17 protein-coding genes are annotated in these 14,545 nt (G+C 47.9%); all 17 read left to right on the top strand.

Annotated elements, in window-relative coordinates:
• Positions 1-31 precede the first annotated feature (31 nt).
• The 17 genes from sps_RS11235 to sps_RS11155 all read left to right on the top strand — a co-directional run bounded on the left by sps_RS11235 (position 32) and on the right by sps_RS11155 (position 14,500).
• Positions 32-211 (top strand): Flp family type IVb pilin, encoded by a 180-nt coding sequence (locus sps_RS11235; protein WP_077752611.1) that lies wholly within the window; start codon positions 32-34, stop codon positions 209-211.
• 59 nt (positions 212-270) lie between these two features.
• A complete protein-coding gene (cpaB, locus tag sps_RS11230) occupies positions 271-1,137 on the top strand; it encodes a Flp pilus assembly protein CpaB (protein ID WP_077752610.1) in 867 nt (288 codons plus the stop codon).
• The gene (locus sps_RS11225; RefSeq protein WP_077752609.1) at positions 1,130-2,530 is read left to right on the top strand and encodes a type II and III secretion system protein family protein; all 1,401 of its coding nucleotides are present in this window, start codon (positions 1,130-1,132) and stop codon (positions 2,528-2,530) included. The genes cpaB and sps_RS11225 overlap by 8 nt, the downstream gene beginning before the upstream one ends.
• Positions 2,531-2,538: 8 nt before the next feature.
• Positions 2,539-3,162 (top strand): CpaD family pilus assembly lipoprotein, encoded by a 624-nt coding sequence (locus sps_RS11220; protein WP_077752608.1) that lies wholly within the window; start codon positions 2,539-2,541, stop codon positions 3,160-3,162.
• 118 nt (positions 3,163-3,280) lie between these two features.
• Entirely contained in the window at positions 3,281-4,135 is an 855-nt protein-coding gene (locus sps_RS11215; protein WP_077752607.1) for a CpaE/TadZ family protein, read from the top strand.
• A complete protein-coding gene (locus sps_RS11210) occupies positions 4,135-5,481 on the top strand; it encodes a CpaF family protein (RefSeq protein ID WP_077752606.1) in 1,347 nt (448 codons plus the stop codon). The genes sps_RS11215 and sps_RS11210 overlap by 1 nt, the downstream gene beginning before the upstream one ends.
• Entirely contained in the window at positions 5,481-6,410 is a 930-nt protein-coding gene (locus sps_RS11205) for a type II secretion system F family protein (protein ID WP_077752605.1), read from the top strand. Before sps_RS11210 ends, sps_RS11205 begins: the two co-directional genes overlap by 1 nt.
• Entirely contained in the window at positions 6,410-7,276 is an 867-nt protein-coding gene (locus sps_RS11200) for a type II secretion system F family protein (protein WP_077752604.1), read from the top strand. Before sps_RS11205 ends, sps_RS11200 begins: the two co-directional genes overlap by 1 nt.
• A gap of 183 nt (positions 7,277-7,459) precedes the next feature.
• Positions 7,460-8,212, top strand: coding sequence for a tetratricopeptide repeat protein (locus sps_RS11195; RefSeq protein ID WP_077752603.1), 753 nt, complete (start codon positions 7,460-7,462; stop codon positions 8,210-8,212).
• Positions 8,209-8,646 carry a TadE/TadG family type IV pilus assembly protein gene (locus tag sps_RS11190; protein ID WP_169915751.1) on the top strand — a complete coding sequence of 146 codons (438 nt, stop codon included), beginning with the start codon at positions 8,209-8,211 and terminating at the stop codon, positions 8,644-8,646. The genes sps_RS11195 and sps_RS11190 overlap by 4 nt, the downstream gene beginning before the upstream one ends.
• On the top strand, positions 8,633-9,229 hold the full coding sequence (tadF, locus tag sps_RS11185) for a tight adherence pilus pseudopilin TadF (RefSeq protein WP_077752601.1): 597 nt from the start codon (positions 8,633-8,635) through the stop codon (positions 9,227-9,229). The genes sps_RS11190 and tadF overlap by 14 nt, the downstream gene beginning before the upstream one ends.
• Positions 9,222-10,439: a vWA domain-containing protein gene (locus tag sps_RS11180; RefSeq protein WP_077752600.1), complete on the top strand. Its 1,218-nt coding sequence runs from the start codon at positions 9,222-9,224 to the stop codon at positions 10,437-10,439. The genes tadF and sps_RS11180 overlap by 8 nt, the downstream gene beginning before the upstream one ends.
• A 103-nt stretch (positions 10,440-10,542) precedes the next feature.
• Positions 10,543-11,016, top strand: coding sequence for a TlpA family protein disulfide reductase (locus tag sps_RS11175; protein ID WP_077752599.1), 474 nt, complete (start codon positions 10,543-10,545; stop codon positions 11,014-11,016).
• A gap of 272 nt (positions 11,017-11,288) precedes the next feature.
• Entirely contained in the window at positions 11,289-11,942 is a 654-nt protein-coding gene (locus sps_RS28795; RefSeq protein ID WP_237158057.1) for a DUF4266 domain-containing protein, read from the top strand.
• 32 nt (positions 11,943-11,974) lie between these two features.
• A complete protein-coding gene (locus tag sps_RS11165) occupies positions 11,975-13,225 on the top strand; it encodes a DUF3570 domain-containing protein (protein ID WP_077752598.1) in 1,251 nt (416 codons plus the stop codon).
• Positions 13,215-14,093: an FAD:protein FMN transferase gene (locus sps_RS11160; protein WP_077752597.1), complete on the top strand. Its 879-nt coding sequence runs from the start codon at positions 13,215-13,217 to the stop codon at positions 14,091-14,093. The genes sps_RS11165 and sps_RS11160 overlap by 11 nt, the downstream gene beginning before the upstream one ends.
• Positions 14,093-14,500 (top strand): protein-disulfide reductase DsbD domain-containing protein, encoded by a 408-nt coding sequence (locus sps_RS11155; RefSeq protein WP_077752596.1) that lies wholly within the window; start codon positions 14,093-14,095, stop codon positions 14,498-14,500. The genes sps_RS11160 and sps_RS11155 overlap by 1 nt, the downstream gene beginning before the upstream one ends.
• Positions 14,501-14,545: the final 45 nt, after the last annotated feature.

The following is a 14,545-nucleotide window of genomic DNA, read 5'->3' as shown; positions in this document are numbered from 1 at the left end:
TCAACTGCATTAATACCATAGGAATAAAAACATGATGAATATGATGAAGAAAAAACAGCGCGGCGCAGCCGCTATCGAATATGCAATATTAGCGGCGGCGATGTCTCTTATTATGTTTAGTTTCCTTGGCGAAGATGGCAAATTGACTAAGGCTATTGATGCCGCCTACGAGACAATAGTGACCAAGTTGGAAACGATTCAGGAAGATTAATAATACTCATAACTAAATAGATGGGCTCTTTCCATCTTATCTAAATAGAAATACTCATAATGACAGTAAAACGTTTAATGTATTTCTCGGTTTTTATATCTCTTGCTGGCCTTATAGGTTTGTATTTGAGTATTTCTGCGCCCCAGAAGCAGATGTATATAAAATCGGAGAATGTAAGACAAGAAATTCTCGTGGCCAAACAGGATATTAAATCGGGTCAGCGGTTCGGCGCTTCTTTATTTGAATGGAAGTTGGTGAATGAAGACGAATTGACCAGCTTGCTGGATCACATAAGTAAGGAAACGTTTGATATCCTTAAGTTCAATGACTCAGTGCTTGCTGGCTCATTTATCGCAGGGCATATCATGAGCCAGTCGGACTTTCTTAAGCCAGAAGAGGGAGGCTTTCTGTCGGTATCGCTTCGCCCCGGATACCGAGCCGTGTCTGTGCCTGTCGATCAGGTCACTGCTAACTCAGGGCTTGTGGGCCCCGGCGATTCTGTCGATGTTCTATTACTCGCTTCTCAGGAACAGGAGCTTCGCACTCGGGGCAATGAGGCTCAGAGTCTGTATGTGAAAACTATAGCTAAAAATGTTCGCGTCCTTGCCTTTAACGATGCCGTGAAAGTTGAACAATATATGGAGGCACAGAAGAAGTATAAAGGTTTTATTCCTGATGATAGTGCGGTGACATTAGAAGTATTAGCCGAGCAGGCAAACAGAATAATATTAGCTAATCAATTAGGCCGATTGACTCTTGTCTTGCGCAGTAACAATGACCTGGCAGATGCTAGTAATAACAAAGATCAAATTAATATCTCAGATATATTTCCCGATATTAAACGAGTTCAACCCAATTTAGGTTTAGTTGAATTTAGAGCCGATGAAAGACGTGTGATGAATAAAACAGGAGACAAGAGTGATTAAAGTTATTATCTCCTTTGTGTGTGTGCTGCTATTTTGCGGGACATCACAAGCCGAGTCATTAAATGTGACTCTATCCGTGACCTTAAATAAAGCCGAGTTGGTACAACTCCCTAAAACGGCAAAGTCCATATTTATATCCAGTAATACTATTGCCAACTATCAGGCATTGACCAATACCAAGATCATGGTATTTGGTAAGCAGGCTGGAACCACTTCTCTTTACGTACTCGATAATGCCGAGAATGTTATTTACTCGGCAACTGTGAAGGTTAGCCACAACGTTGATGAGCTTAATAGCTTAATCAAGAATGAATTTCCCGATGCCTTAGTGAGTGCAGAATCCATTGCGGGTAAGCTATTTCTGAAGGGGCGGGTGCCGACACCTACTATGGCTGAGAAGATAGTTCGCCTGTCTGAAGGCTATGTTTCCCAACCTCAGTCCTCGAAAGGTAAACAGCAAGGAGGGAAATCTTCTGGTCAGTCTAAAGGGGGCAAACAACAAGGTCAGAATGGCGGTGGACAACAAGCGCAATCGAGTAGCTCAAAGAAAGCTGAGCTGATCAATCAGCTGGAAATCACCATGTCGACTCAGGTTAACCTGAGAGTGAGGATCGCCGAGGTATCACGTAACGTATCGAATAAACTCGGTATCAAGTGGGGCTCTCAGGGATTTGGTACTGGAAAACTTGCTTTCGTCGATGGTTTGGGCTGGAGCAATCTTTCTGTCATGGTCGACGCGCTCTCGACTAACGGCATGATATCTGTATTAGCCGAGCCAAACCTGACGGCGATTAGCGGCGAGAAGGCCTCTTTTCTCGTGGGAGGAGAGGTGCCAATTCCCCTTATTTATGGCGATACTGCCAGTATCGAATATAAGCCATTCGGTGTACGTCTGGACTTTAAACCTACTGTACTGAGCCCGAATCGGATCAGTCTGCAGATAGAACCTGAAGTTAGTACTCTGTCCCAGAGCACTAATATTGTTATGGGGGATTCATCCTTTCCGATATTTATGACACGTAAGGCATCGACCACCATAGAACTTGCCAGCGGGCAGAGCTTCGCTCTGGGTGGTTTGCTGCAGTCTAACGATATCGAACAGATGCAAAAGATGCCCTGGATTGGCGATATTCCCATTCTTGGTGCCTTGTTTCGCTCCAATGAATTTAAGCGTGAGGAGACTGAGCTGATCATCATAGCCACTGCATACCTGGTCGATCCCACCAGGGGAGATTCACTGCCTCTACCCACCGACGGGCTCATTCCATTGAGCGATGTCGAGCGCCTATTGGCCTGGCCTCATCGTGGCGTGAACGCTTTGCCGGATCAGCACATTAACCCGAACGATAATCGTCAATTGCGTCTGCTTGGCGACAATGGATTCTATTACTGAGGTGAGTCATGCGTTTAATTGTTTTATTACTGCTTAGTAGTTTGCTTGTGGCTTGCTCTGGCGATCCTATACAACGGAAACCCGATATCGCTATCGAGGCGATGACTAATGTGTTTTCTCTGCAACTTGTTGCTGAGGCATTGGATGACGAAGATAGGCGTGCTCTGCAAACATTTATTTTACATCTGGGTGATCCGGCCAGCCTTAGGGTGCGAATCGATATTCACTCTCCAAAAGGGGAGAAGGTGCTGAATTCGGTGCAGGACTTGATGCACTTCAAAAATATATATCCTTCTCAGATCCAGACCGCTCGATTGGAGTCTGCTGCCTCGGCGGATCTGACTCTGGTTGTCGAGTCATATCGCACCTTAGTGCGTCATTGTGATGCAGGTAAAGAGGCGAAGACGGTTCTCAATAGTTTTAAACGTTCAGCTAACTTTGGTTGTGCCAATGCCAGTGCACTGGCTCAGATGGTGTCGAATCCCCAGGATCTTGTCGTGGGCGAGACATTATCCTCCACCGAGGGTCGAAAGGCTGTATCGACACTGGATTCATATTATAAACAGCCAAATGCCCCATTGAGGGAGTCTTCTCCAATCTCTGGCGCGTTATCAGGCGGCTCAGGAAATTAATATGGCTATACAGACTAAAAAAGAGGGAGTCATCTTCTCATTACGTCAGGCGCGTTATCGGGCGGTTCAGGAAACTAATTATGATTTCACTCAACATGAGTCTAAAGGCGTACTCTAGATGACTTCAAATATTTACAAAATTCAGGATACCGAGTCTCAGGTTGACTATACACAATATAGGGTTGCGTCGAGCGAGCAGGGTAAACGCATCGCCGTCGCCAGTGCCAAGGGAGGAGCGGGTAGTACCAGTATCGCCGCTAACCTTGCATGGGTGTTATCGCAGCAACTGGATAATCGGGTCGCCTGCGCCGACCTAGACTTTGTCAGTGGTGACTTAGATCTGCACCTGAACATCAGTGCCAATAACAGGCTTACCGAGATGTTGCAGTACCCCGAGCGCCTTGAGCCCATAGTATTTGAGCGTAGCGGAGTAAAGGCGGCGGAAAAACTGCATGTCTTTACCGGCTATAGCCAGCAGCTGGCTCAAGAGTTTTGGCCTGACTCGGCGGCTTTTGAAGCGACATCGATTTTCTGTCAGCAACAGACAGATTATCTTATCTGGGATATACCTTCCTTCTGCCTTCGTGACAGCGTTGGTTTCGAGGCTATTTGTAGCGCCGATATTCGCATCGTCATCATAGAACCGACTCTGGCTTCGATTCGCCATACTAATCAGCTGTTGACTCAACTGGTCACAGATCATGATCAGCAGACGATATTGATCCTCAATCATACTAAGCCGGAAAAGGCCTCGCTGATCTCATTAGCTGACGTCAATCAAGCCATGGGGCAAGCTGTTGATCTGGTGATCCCATTTAGCCCGGAGAAGATGTTATCCACTGCGACGCTTGGAAGCCAAGTTGCCGATGATAATGGCCGATTAGGCAGGGTGTTTAAGCAACTCGGTGTCAAAGTCACGGGTGAGCAGCAAGCTGCTTCTAGTGGCTTGAAACGCTGGTTCAGGAGAGGCTGATGTTCGGACGGAAAATATCGGCTCATCAAAACCCGTCATCTCACTCTGGTGCGGCAACGATGAATGAATCAGTCAAAGACTCAGAGCGCCAGCAGAGTCGATTCGCCTTGATCCATAGTGAGGTGATGCTGGCCATAGAGCCTGCCGTAGTGGTTCAGTTATCCCGTGAAGAGCTGGAGACTCGTACCTTCGAGGCCGTGGGTGATATAGCCCAACGTCATCAACTGCCGATGGGCGGTCAGGAGCAGAAACAGATCATGCTGCGTCTGGTGGATGAGATGCTAGGTTTGGGGCCGCTGCAAGTGTTAATCGATGATCCCGATGTGACTGACATCATGGTTAATGGCCACAAAGAAGTGTTTATCGAGCACAGAGGTAAGCTTAAATCGGCAGAAATCAGTTTTCGAGATGAAGAGCATGTGCTGAATCTGGCTCGTCGTATTGTGAGCCGCATTGGCCGAAGGATCGATGAGACTAATCCTATGGTCGATGCTCGTTTGCCCGATGGCAGTCGTGTCAATGTGCTTATCCCACCCCTGGCCCTGGATGGCACCTGTATTTCCATCCGTAAATTCAGTGATAACAAGCGTAGCTTGAGCCAGCTAGCAGAGCTAGGGGCCATGTCATCAGATATGGTGACCTTGCTTGATATCATAGCCCGTTGTCGGGTGAATGTACTGATATCCGGTGGAACGGGGGCGGGTAAGACCACACTATTAAATGCTATGTCATTTGGTTTCTCCCCCGAGGAGCGGATCATCACCATCGAAGATGCGGCAGAATTAAAGCTGGCACAACCCCATGTCATACGTATCGAGACGCGTCCTGCAAGCAGTGAAGGTCTGGAAGCGGTTGATCAGCGTCGTTTGCTCAAGAACGCCCTACGTATGCGTCCAGATCGTATCATTCTCGGCGAAGTTCGTGGTGCCGAGGCATTCGACATGATGCAGGCCATGAATACGGGTCACGACGGTTCCATGTGTACCTTGCATGCAAACTCGCCATCCGATGCCCTGATCCGTCTGGAAAACATGCTGTTGATGGCAGAGGTTAATCTGCCGCCATCGGCCCTGCGTCGTCAGATCGCTTCAACCATAGATATCATAGTGCAGATCGAGAGAATGCGGGATGGCCGCCGTCGGGTGACAAATATCACCGAGCTGGTTGGTCTAGAAGGAGAGCAATACCTTACCCATGATCTGTTTAGTTTCGATTATCAGGGTCAGGATAGCCAAGGTAATGTGTTGGGTCAGTTTGTGGCTGATCGAAAAGTGCCACGGTTTGTCGAAAAGGCAAGATATTACCAGCTAGATACCCGACTCAAGCAAGTGATGGGAGTGAATTAATGTTTGCTCTGTTTGCTAGCCTCTTGGTTATTAGCCTGATGGTCAGCGCCATATCATGCTGGCATTACTATAGACAGTACCGTCATGTACGCCAACGTCTATTGACTGTGACTAAGATCCAAACCCAAGAAAAATCGACTGCTAAGTCTCTCTTTGGCTGGGAGAAGGAGGCGAGTCCCTGGCTGCGCTGGCTAAAGAGGCTAGAGTCTCGCATCGATAACCTATTTGGCATCAAAGGAAAGTATTACCTTTATTTAGGCCTGTTTATTACTGGGGGGATCAGCTGGGGAATGAGTGGTTTTCTACCCACTCATGTTCGTCTGGCATTGGTATTAATTGTACCTACTTTGGGCTTTTTGGGGTTTTTCTGGTTTATGCGCTCGGCGCAGTTAAAGCAGTTCGATCAAGCCTTTCCTCAGGTACTAGGCCAAATCTCCCGCGCCGTGGCTGCTGGTATCTCTGTGCCCCAGGCCATAGCTCAGGTGTCTGAATATCAGCAGGGATTTCTCGGTCGTGAGTTCGAGCTTATTCGCGACAGGTTAGCCATCGGCATAGGCCTTAAACAGGCCTTGGAGCAGGCCTGTTACCGTTTGCCCTATGCCAGTTTTCACTTTTTCACCGTGGCGCTGATTTTAAATCAGGAGAATGGTGGTCAGTTGAGAGAAGTACTCCATAGCCTGGGCCGAACTCTGCACGATAACAGTGCCATAAAGATGAAAATCAAGAGTCTGACCGCCGAGCCTAGAATGACGGCGCTGATTTTAGCCTGTTTGCCTTTGATATTGATTGGCATCATGTTTTTCAAGAACCCTAGTTCATTCGAAGTACTTACTGATACCGCTGCCGGACACAATGTCTTGCTCTATGTGGTTTCCAGCATAGTGCTGGGACTTGGCATCATTAATGTTTTGACTAAGGTGCGACCATAATGACCTTATCTTTGTGGGTGTCGTTTCTGCTATTGCTTTGTGGGGGCAGTATAGCCTTGCTTAGCAGTGTTAAAGCACGTCAGAGGGATAGGGTGGTGATGCGTTTGCAGGGCGTGAATCGAAACGCGACTGCATTTGCACCATCCCAATCTCAGCTTAAACCTAAGATCAGAGTGAGTGAAGATATCAAGGCACTGCTACTCAGAGCCGGATTCTACTCCGAGCATGCAGCCAGTCTTTTTGTGTTGGCTAAGTTATTGGTGGCGATAAGTTGCTTCATCGCTTGGATGGTCTATTCAGGATTCAGTGTCGATAAGATCATCATAGCGAAAGGAGTGGCGTTTGCAGTAATCGGCGGGATGTTAGTGGAGCATTGGGTGAAGTTCAGGGCGAGATTCGTCTCTTCACGTATTGCCGCTGCGACCCCAGATGCGCTGGACTTGATGGTGGTATGCGTCGAATCTGGCCTGACTCTGGAGGCGGTATTTGGCCGGGTAGGGCTAGAGATGGCGAATTTTTCTCCCGAGCTGTCTCGGGAGTGGCTGATCACAGAAGCCGAGCTGCGTTTACTTGATTCTCGTTCTCAGGCTTTGAAAAACCTAGCACGCCGCACCGGAATCATCGAGATTGAAAATATGGTCATCGCCCTGTCTCAGGCGGAAAAGTACGGCAGCCCCATAGCGAAGAGCATGCGTCTTATCGCTTCGGATAGCCGTCAGCATCAGTATCTGGCATTGGAAGAGAAGGTAGGAAAAATCCCAGCCAAGATGTCCATTCCCCTCGTGGTACTCGTCATGATCCCCGTGGTGGTACTGATCGTTGCCCCTACGGTCATCGAACTTATGACATCGATAGGTGAATTATGAGTTGTTTAATTTACTTGTTGCCGTTAACACATTCTGTCGCCAGTGGCTCAATACATGTTTCTGTAGGTGATCTGTGAAACATTTTATATTTATGTTGTTGTTAACTGATCATGTCCCCCCCGGCGCATCAAGCGAGCCGTTCAAGGTCTATGAACCTCTTACAACCAGTTCGATAGGTGAACGATGAAGCGTTTAATTTTTATATTCCTACTAACCCAGCTTATGGCCTGTGGCTCCTCTGGTTCACTCTCTGCTGAGCAGATCACGGCTAATGATCGTCATCTGGCCGAAGTGGCAATGACTAATGGAAGTCCTGAGAGTGCCATTGAGATTTATCAATCATTGCTGGTTAAAGCCCCACAAGATGTGGAGCTGCTTTATCTGCTGGGAAGTGCTTACAACCTGAGCGGAGAGTATGAGATGGCAATACATCAGCTCACCAAGGCGAGTCGAATTAATCATGAAGCTGGCTACGGGAGTCGAGGGGAGATCCTACGGGAGACGGGACGGGCGAGACTTGCCTACGGTGATACCCATAAGGCGCTAACTGAATTGCAGCAGGCAAGCTCCCTGTTGCCTGAAGATGCCGTGACCCATAACAGTCTTGGGGTTTGCTATGCCTTGCATCAGGACTACCAGCAGGCTAGACACGTATTTCAGGCAGCGCTCAATATCGACCCTGGCAGTCTCGAGTATCGTAATAATTTAGCCTTGGCCTGGATACTCGATGATAAACCGCAGCGGGGCATAGATGTCATCTATCCCACTTATTTACGTGGAAAAAGTACGCCTAAGTTACGCCAGAACTTGGCTCTGGCCTTCGCAATGAAAGGCGATATGGAGTCGGCTAAGGCCATAGCCAGACAAGATCTGACTAAGGCTGAACTTGAGCGAAATATAGATTTTTATGGCCAATGGCAAGGGAAAGGGCTGTGAGGTCTAGGCAGGAGGGCAGCCAAACACTGGAGTTTACCCTGACTCTGATCCCTTTCTTCATCCTGTTATTGATGGTTGTTGAATTATGCCGCTTCATGTTAACCGCTAATCTACTCGATGCGGCTCTGTCGACGGCGGCCAGACAGGTGGTCAAGGTTAACGATAAGCAAGATATTTTGCTCTTGTTGAGGCAAGAGATCGAAGCGCAGGATTGGCCACTTTTTGAGAGTGGCAGAATGAAGTTGGAGGGACGTTACTTTAAGGACTTCGAAGCCTTAGTGCTGAATGAGTTCGACTCGGATTATAACAGCCAGATGTACGGCGAATATCGACTGACTTATGCCTATCAAATGTTATTTATCGAAGGCATGGGTGATGGCAGCGCGATAAATAAGTTTGAACGTACCGTGTTGGTGGCTCATGAAAACCGTTAATACCATGGGCGCATATCAGCAGGGGATCAGTGTTATCGCCTTGCCTGTAATTATCTTAGTGATGATGGCTCTGGTGTTGTTCGCATTCAGAATTAATCATGCCCTGTTGACTAAGGCTAAGTTGGATCGCCTATCTTATTCGCTGACGACTGTGGTCAGTGTCGAGCCCTTGAAGCAACCATTAGTCAGTGATAAGCAAGCGATCACTCAGAAATTAGCCGATGAGTTATTGACCTTAGCTAAGCGGCATTTAGATGGCATCCTCAGTGACGGTGATACCCAAGTCGGTATCGAGCTAGAACAACTCAAGTTCCTGGGGGAGGAAAATAGTGAGCAGTGGTACGGTTTTCAGTCTGGCACTGAGTGTCAGGGACAGACTTGGTTAACGCGTCTTGCCGACCTGTCTCCCACGGGAAGTGTGGAGGGGTTTAACTTAGGTAACCGCGCCGAGCTGTTTCAGGTGACAGTCTGTCTGACAGATGTCAAATCGGTCAATGGCGTGTTGGGAATCGTGGGTTTTGACGGTTTCACCCAAGATTATTATAAGAGCTCTTCTTTGCTGATTGGGAGGCATTATGATTAAACGCTCAGGCCATTATCGCCAGCATGGGGATGTCTCCCTGATGTTTGTGATCTGCTTACCTTTCATGTTGGCAATGATCGCCATCAGCATCTTGCTTGCCATGTATCTGCTGACGGTGACCCGGGCGGGTCAGGCATCGGATGCGGCATCTCTTGTCTGTGGCTATTCACAGCGCGCCGATCAAGACCTACTTCTGGGGATAATGGACTATTATCGTCCCGGTTTTGCGGCCCATGATGGTGAAACCTCGATATCTATCGACAACAGAAACCGCTGTAGTATCACGGCGAGCTACCGATTCAATCCAACCATGATGGCGCTACTTCCGGCTTCTGCGCGCACAGATGTCTCCCTCTCTTCTGATTCGGGCGCCACCTCACAGCTGGTGGTCAATTCGACACCCCTGCCTATGGATCTCGCTTTGGTATTAGATATCTCCGGCTCCATGTCGTCTCAGTTACCTCAGTTGAAACGCATCATTAATGGTGCCTTAGACGATATTCGACAGCAAGATATAGCTGGAGTCGGGGCGGTGAGGTTTTCTCTGGTGCCCTTCGAGACTGGAGTCGGTGTGATTAATGCTCCTTGGATGCCTGAATCTGCGGATAAGGTTACCTGTATCGATGGTCTGAGTTATGGCCAATACAGTGTGGATTATGGGGCAACGGTGGACGATCTTGCAGAGCCATCCGCCAACCTGAATATCAAGACAACATTGGCCAGTGAGTGGCTGGATGCCTGCAGCATGGATGTGACTATCTTGCCCCTGACCCAAGACCTCGACTTGGTGAAAATGAGAGTCGATGGGCTAGTTACTAGTGGCACGACCTCCTCCTATCAAGGCTTGATCTGGGGCGTGCGCACCCTATTGCCCCAGTGGCAGGACGAGTGGCAGATACCTCCAGTGGAATCTCCTGAACTTGTGCAGCGTCTGGTTCTATTCACCGATGGAGCCGATCAGGGTTTCCATCTGGATGAATTGATCGAACAAGGTTTGTGCCGAGCTATTCAGGATAAACATCATATAGAGATGAGCTTTATCGGCTTCGGAGTCAGTGACAGTCGCCTGCAGCAATTTAGAGAATGTGCGGGTGATAAGGGCAAGGTGTATGACGCGCAAAATACTCAAGAACTGGAAGCCTTTTTCCATGAGGCGCTACAGACCGAGACTAATGCAAGCTTAGTTTTGCGGGAGGAGATAGAGACTTAAAGGTTGGAATTAGTGCTGAGGCACTAGGAATAGGGCTTAGCTGTTAGTGGCATTCATATTCTGAGTGCCTGAATAAAAATCATTTGTTTTATTAGAGGTGTTTATGTTTAAAAAATGGGCCGTCATTGTTTCTTTAGTGCTTACAACGCTATCGCCATCGGCGTACGGCTATCAAGGGGGAGAATTGCTCTCGCCTAAGGCGGTGCACGCTCTAGGTCTGAACCCCAATGAACTGACCATCATAGATTTCTTTGCCGAGTGGTGCGTGTCATGCCGTGAAGAATTGCCAGAGGTTGAGATCTTGTCTCGTCAGTTAATGGGTCGAGGAGTCAGTATCGTCGGCGTCGATGTTGATGAGGATGTCGAGGTGGGACTGGCGTTTCAGCGGGAGTTAGGCCTGACTTTTCGGGTGGTGGCCGATCCGGAGCAAGTCTTGGTCGCAGATTTTCAGCCAACAGGTATGCCGGCCCTGTATTACGTCTATCAAGGCAAGGTGCTTAAGGTGAGATACGGCGCTATTAATAATATTCGACAAGTGATCATCGACGAGATCAGATCTCTGGAGCTAGCTAAATGAAGGCTCGAATAAAAAGTCGAGATACGAGCAATATGAATAACATCAGACAAGTGATCATCGACGATATCAGATCTCTGGATTTAGCTAAATGAAGGCTCGAATAAAAAGTCGAGATACGAGCAATATGAATAACATCAGACAAGTGATCATCGACGACATTCGGTCTTTGGATTTAGCTAAATGAAGCATGGTGATATGAGTAATATGAATAATATTCGACAAGTGATCATCGACGATATCAGATCTCTGGATCTAGCTAAATGAAGAAAAAAATGAAATATAAATTAAGCCTGATATCTGCTCTGGTGAGCGTGTCATTTGGTGCGACGGCGACGTTGGAAATAGACCTTAGTGGCTTGGATGAGAAAAGTCAGCCCACTGAAGCTAAGGGACTGGCTCAGTCTAAGGAGCAGAGCCTAATTAAAGGCTTTGGGACTGTAGCAGTACAAGGATCAACGCAAGAAACTGTTAGTGCCAATGGTCGTTATCATCAGTCCACGAGTGTCTCCTCTTCCGTGTATTCCAGTCAGGGGGCGGTCATCGGAATGCGACGTAATGTTGAGCTTGCAGCTCCGAAGAGGCCAAATCTGATGCTGTCTGCACCAGAAGTGTTAGCGAACGATAACGCTTATGTAGACCTGGCTCCTCAGACTCTTTCCCCAGAACTTTTTCCTGAACGCGTGCCAGAAATTGAGATGGTAGAGGTGGCAGAGACGGAAGATGATGAGTCGATGCTGTCATTTATCGATGAGTGGTTAGGGATCGAACCAGTTAAACCTTGGGAAAAAGGCACCTTGGCTGAAAAAGCGATGAAACCCGGCGGCGTAGTACCTGAGTTTGACCGCTTCTCGGAGAAGGTCTTCTCCTATAAGCAAGGTTCTGTGGGTGGCAGCGGCGTCGGTGGCGGCGGTTGTGGCTGTAATTAATATCAATGGCTTAAATTTAAATAAGAATATCAATGAGTAAAAAATTAACACTGACAATCCTAAGCGGCGTAGCAGCCTCAGGCTTAGGCGCATTATCTTTACCGGCTCAAGTCGAGGCGGCGGATCATATTTCGGTTCATCATATGAACTTCAAGGAGTACGGTGACAAGGTTAAGGCTGGCGATAATATTCTTTCCATGGAGAAGAATTTTGGCCTGGACTGGACTTTAACGGCAGAGTTAGGTTACGACACTGTGTCCGGTGCGTCTCCCGCTTGGGGCCCGACAACACCGGTATCAGGCAACCAGGACTTGCTCAATCGAGCCAAGCAAACCCAGTTGGCCCAAGATCAAACTACAGAGGTGATCCGAGCGGGTTATGACCCTTATCGCGATGCCTATGCGGTGCAGGCCTTTGAGCTCGAGGATACCCGCTATTCTACCAGCGCTAATTTGACCTACAGAGACAAGAAGCGTGATGAGTGGAGTCTGGGGCTTAATTACTCCCAGGAGGAAGATTATGAAAGCATGGGGATTAATGGAAAGGTGTTGGTCTATGCCGACAGTCGTAAGAATCGCTCCTATACCATTGGAGGCTCCTTACTGTTCGATAAGACCTTGGCATTTGAGGAGTATAAGAACTTTAGTAACACCCAAGAGTGGCAAGATATCTTTAATAGTGATGTTGAGCTTGGGCTATCTCAGATTTTTACCGCAAACTTCTATGCCACATTTACCCTTTTTGCCGGATACAAGTCCGGGTACTTGAGTAACCATTACTTAACCGTGTTACGTGAGATAGACCTAGATGATGATGGTGTGATCGCGGACGATGAGGTCTTTTTGGGACAGGATACTCGTCCGGATAAACGACTATCCGGTGGGATCAATATTCAGACCTTTTATAGCTTAGGCTCATCGGTAGTGATACGCCCGCGTTATAAGTATTTTACCGATGACTGGGGCGTCACTTCCCATCAGATCGGCGGTAAACTGAATATTGAACTGTTGGACTGGCTGATCTTGACCCCTGGTTATTTCTGGTACACCCAGACAGCGGCAGATTTCTTTGTGGATCCAGACTCCTCAGATCCCTCATTCGCTGCGACTGGGTACGCCACATCGGATCTGCGTCTGGGGGATTTCGATGCCAATGCCTATGAGCTTGGGATCAGTGTGCAGGCGACTAAGCGATTGCGTCTCAATGCTTTAGCTGCCTACTATGACAGAAATAATGGCTATGAGAGTCAGTGGTGGGTAGTTGGGGCGAGTTATGAATTCTAAACCAGATCTTATTCACCGCTTTACAGCCATGACAGTTCCCTGTGAAGTCATCTTGTTTGCCGATGAAGCCGAGGCTCTGGCTCTGGCTATCGAGGAAAACACCCGGCGTCTGGAAGCTAAATATAACTTCCATGATGAGGGGTCTTGGCTAAACAGACAGATTAACTCGCGCCAAGCTAATAGTGTGACACTCGATCGTGAAACATGGACGATTCTGCGGGATGTGCGTCAACATTGTATTGCTAGTCAAGGTATCTTCGACATCACCATTGGCAGCCTTAAATACCTCAAGGCCAGTCAGCCGGACTTGAGTCGGGAGCAGTTATATACCCGCATGGAACCCTTTATGGGGCTCTCAACTTGGTCGCTCGAGGAGATGACTCTGTGTTTCTCTCATGAAGAAACCCGTTTCGACCTTGGTGGAGTGATCAAGGAGAGTAGCGTCGATCAAGCGGTGGAACTGGCCAAAGCTGCTGGGGTCACCGGAGCCTTAATTAATTTTGGTGGTGACATTCGCACCTTTGGTCACAAGAGTGACGGCAGTGGCTTTGTTGTGGCCGTGCTCAGTCCTAAAGATACCCAAAAACCTTTCTTCTCTCTGCCCTTGAGTAATCAGGCGCTTACTACCTCGGCTCATTATCAGCGTTATTACCAATTCAGTGATGTTCAAACATCACACATTTTATCTAAAGGAGGAGTACACCCTCAGGTACTGTCATCCACAGTGGTTGCAGACACGGCTTTAGAAGCGGGAATATTCAGTACTGCGCTAACCATAAAGCCGACATTGGATGTACCAGATTCAATCGGTTTTGCCCTTATTGACGACAAGTTAACCCTTCATCAAAACGCGGAGTTTATTCAATAATGAGACGAGTATTTATCTTATCCTGCCTAATGTTCAGCGTGTTTGTGCAGGCGCAAACCCAAAAAGAGTTCCTACCTGTGCAACAGGCTTTTCCATACAGTCAAAGTGTGGTTGGAAATGAGTTGATTATAAGCTTCGATACTGCCCCTGGTTATTATCTCTACCAGAAGCGGTTGTCATTTAAGTCAACGTCCCCTGAATTGACCTTTGGTGAACCGATATTTTCTGTTGCGGCGAAGCAGAAAGAAGACGCCTATTTTGGCAAGGTGGGTATCTATCTTAAGCCGCTCACTGTACGGGTTCCATTCGAAGGGACGGGTAAGGCCAAGGTGCGTTTTCAGGGCTGCGCCGAGGATGGTTTATGTTACATGCCCCAGACAAAGTCTGTGGAATTACAGGCTTTGTGATTTTGATCTGAAATAAAAAAACGCGGCTTTTAGCCGCGTTTAGTC

The organism is Shewanella psychrophila, from assembly GCF_002005305.1.
GTDB lineage: Bacteria > Pseudomonadota > Gammaproteobacteria > Enterobacterales > Shewanellaceae > Shewanella > Shewanella psychrophila.
Note: the sequence above shows the minus strand (reverse complement) of the source record. Positions and strands in the feature narration are given on the sequence as shown.

Excerpts from the sequence above, each read along its gene's own strand:
- sps_RS11235 (WP_077752611.1), top strand. The coding sequence starts at position 32 with ATGATGAATATGATGAAGAAAAAACAGCGCGGCGCAGCCGCTATCGAA.
- cpaB (WP_077752610.1), top strand. The coding sequence starts at position 271 with ATGACAGTAAAACGTTTAATGTATTTCTCGGTTTTTATATCTCTTGCT.
- sps_RS11220 (WP_077752608.1), top strand. The coding sequence starts at position 2,539 with ATGCGTTTAATTGTTTTATTACTGCTTAGTAGTTTGCTTGTGGCTTGC.
- sps_RS11215 (WP_077752607.1), top strand. The coding sequence starts at position 3,281 with ATGACTTCAAATATTTACAAAATTCAGGATACCGAGTCTCAGGTTGAC.
- sps_RS11210 (WP_077752606.1), top strand. The coding sequence starts at position 4,135 with ATGTTCGGACGGAAAATATCGGCTCATCAAAACCCGTCATCTCACTCT.
- sps_RS11205 (WP_077752605.1), top strand. The coding sequence starts at position 5,481 with ATGTTTGCTCTGTTTGCTAGCCTCTTGGTTATTAGCCTGATGGTCAGC.
- sps_RS11200 (WP_077752604.1), top strand. The coding sequence starts at position 6,410 with ATGACCTTATCTTTGTGGGTGTCGTTTCTGCTATTGCTTTGTGGGGGC.
- sps_RS11195 (WP_077752603.1), top strand. The coding sequence starts at position 7,460 with ATGAAGCGTTTAATTTTTATATTCCTACTAACCCAGCTTATGGCCTGT.
- tadF (WP_077752601.1), top strand. The coding sequence starts at position 8,633 with ATGAAAACCGTTAATACCATGGGCGCATATCAGCAGGGGATCAGTGTT.
- sps_RS11180 (WP_077752600.1), top strand. The coding sequence starts at position 9,222 with ATGATTAAACGCTCAGGCCATTATCGCCAGCATGGGGATGTCTCCCTG.
- sps_RS11175 (WP_077752599.1), top strand. The coding sequence starts at position 10,543 with ATGTTTAAAAAATGGGCCGTCATTGTTTCTTTAGTGCTTACAACGCTA.
- sps_RS28795 (WP_237158057.1), top strand. The coding sequence starts at position 11,289 with ATGAAATATAAATTAAGCCTGATATCTGCTCTGGTGAGCGTGTCATTT.
- sps_RS11165 (WP_077752598.1), top strand. The coding sequence starts at position 11,975 with ATGAGTAAAAAATTAACACTGACAATCCTAAGCGGCGTAGCAGCCTCA.
- sps_RS11160 (WP_077752597.1), top strand. The coding sequence starts at position 13,215 with ATGAATTCTAAACCAGATCTTATTCACCGCTTTACAGCCATGACAGTT.
- sps_RS11155 (WP_077752596.1), top strand. The coding sequence starts at position 14,093 with ATGAGACGAGTATTTATCTTATCCTGCCTAATGTTCAGCGTGTTTGTG.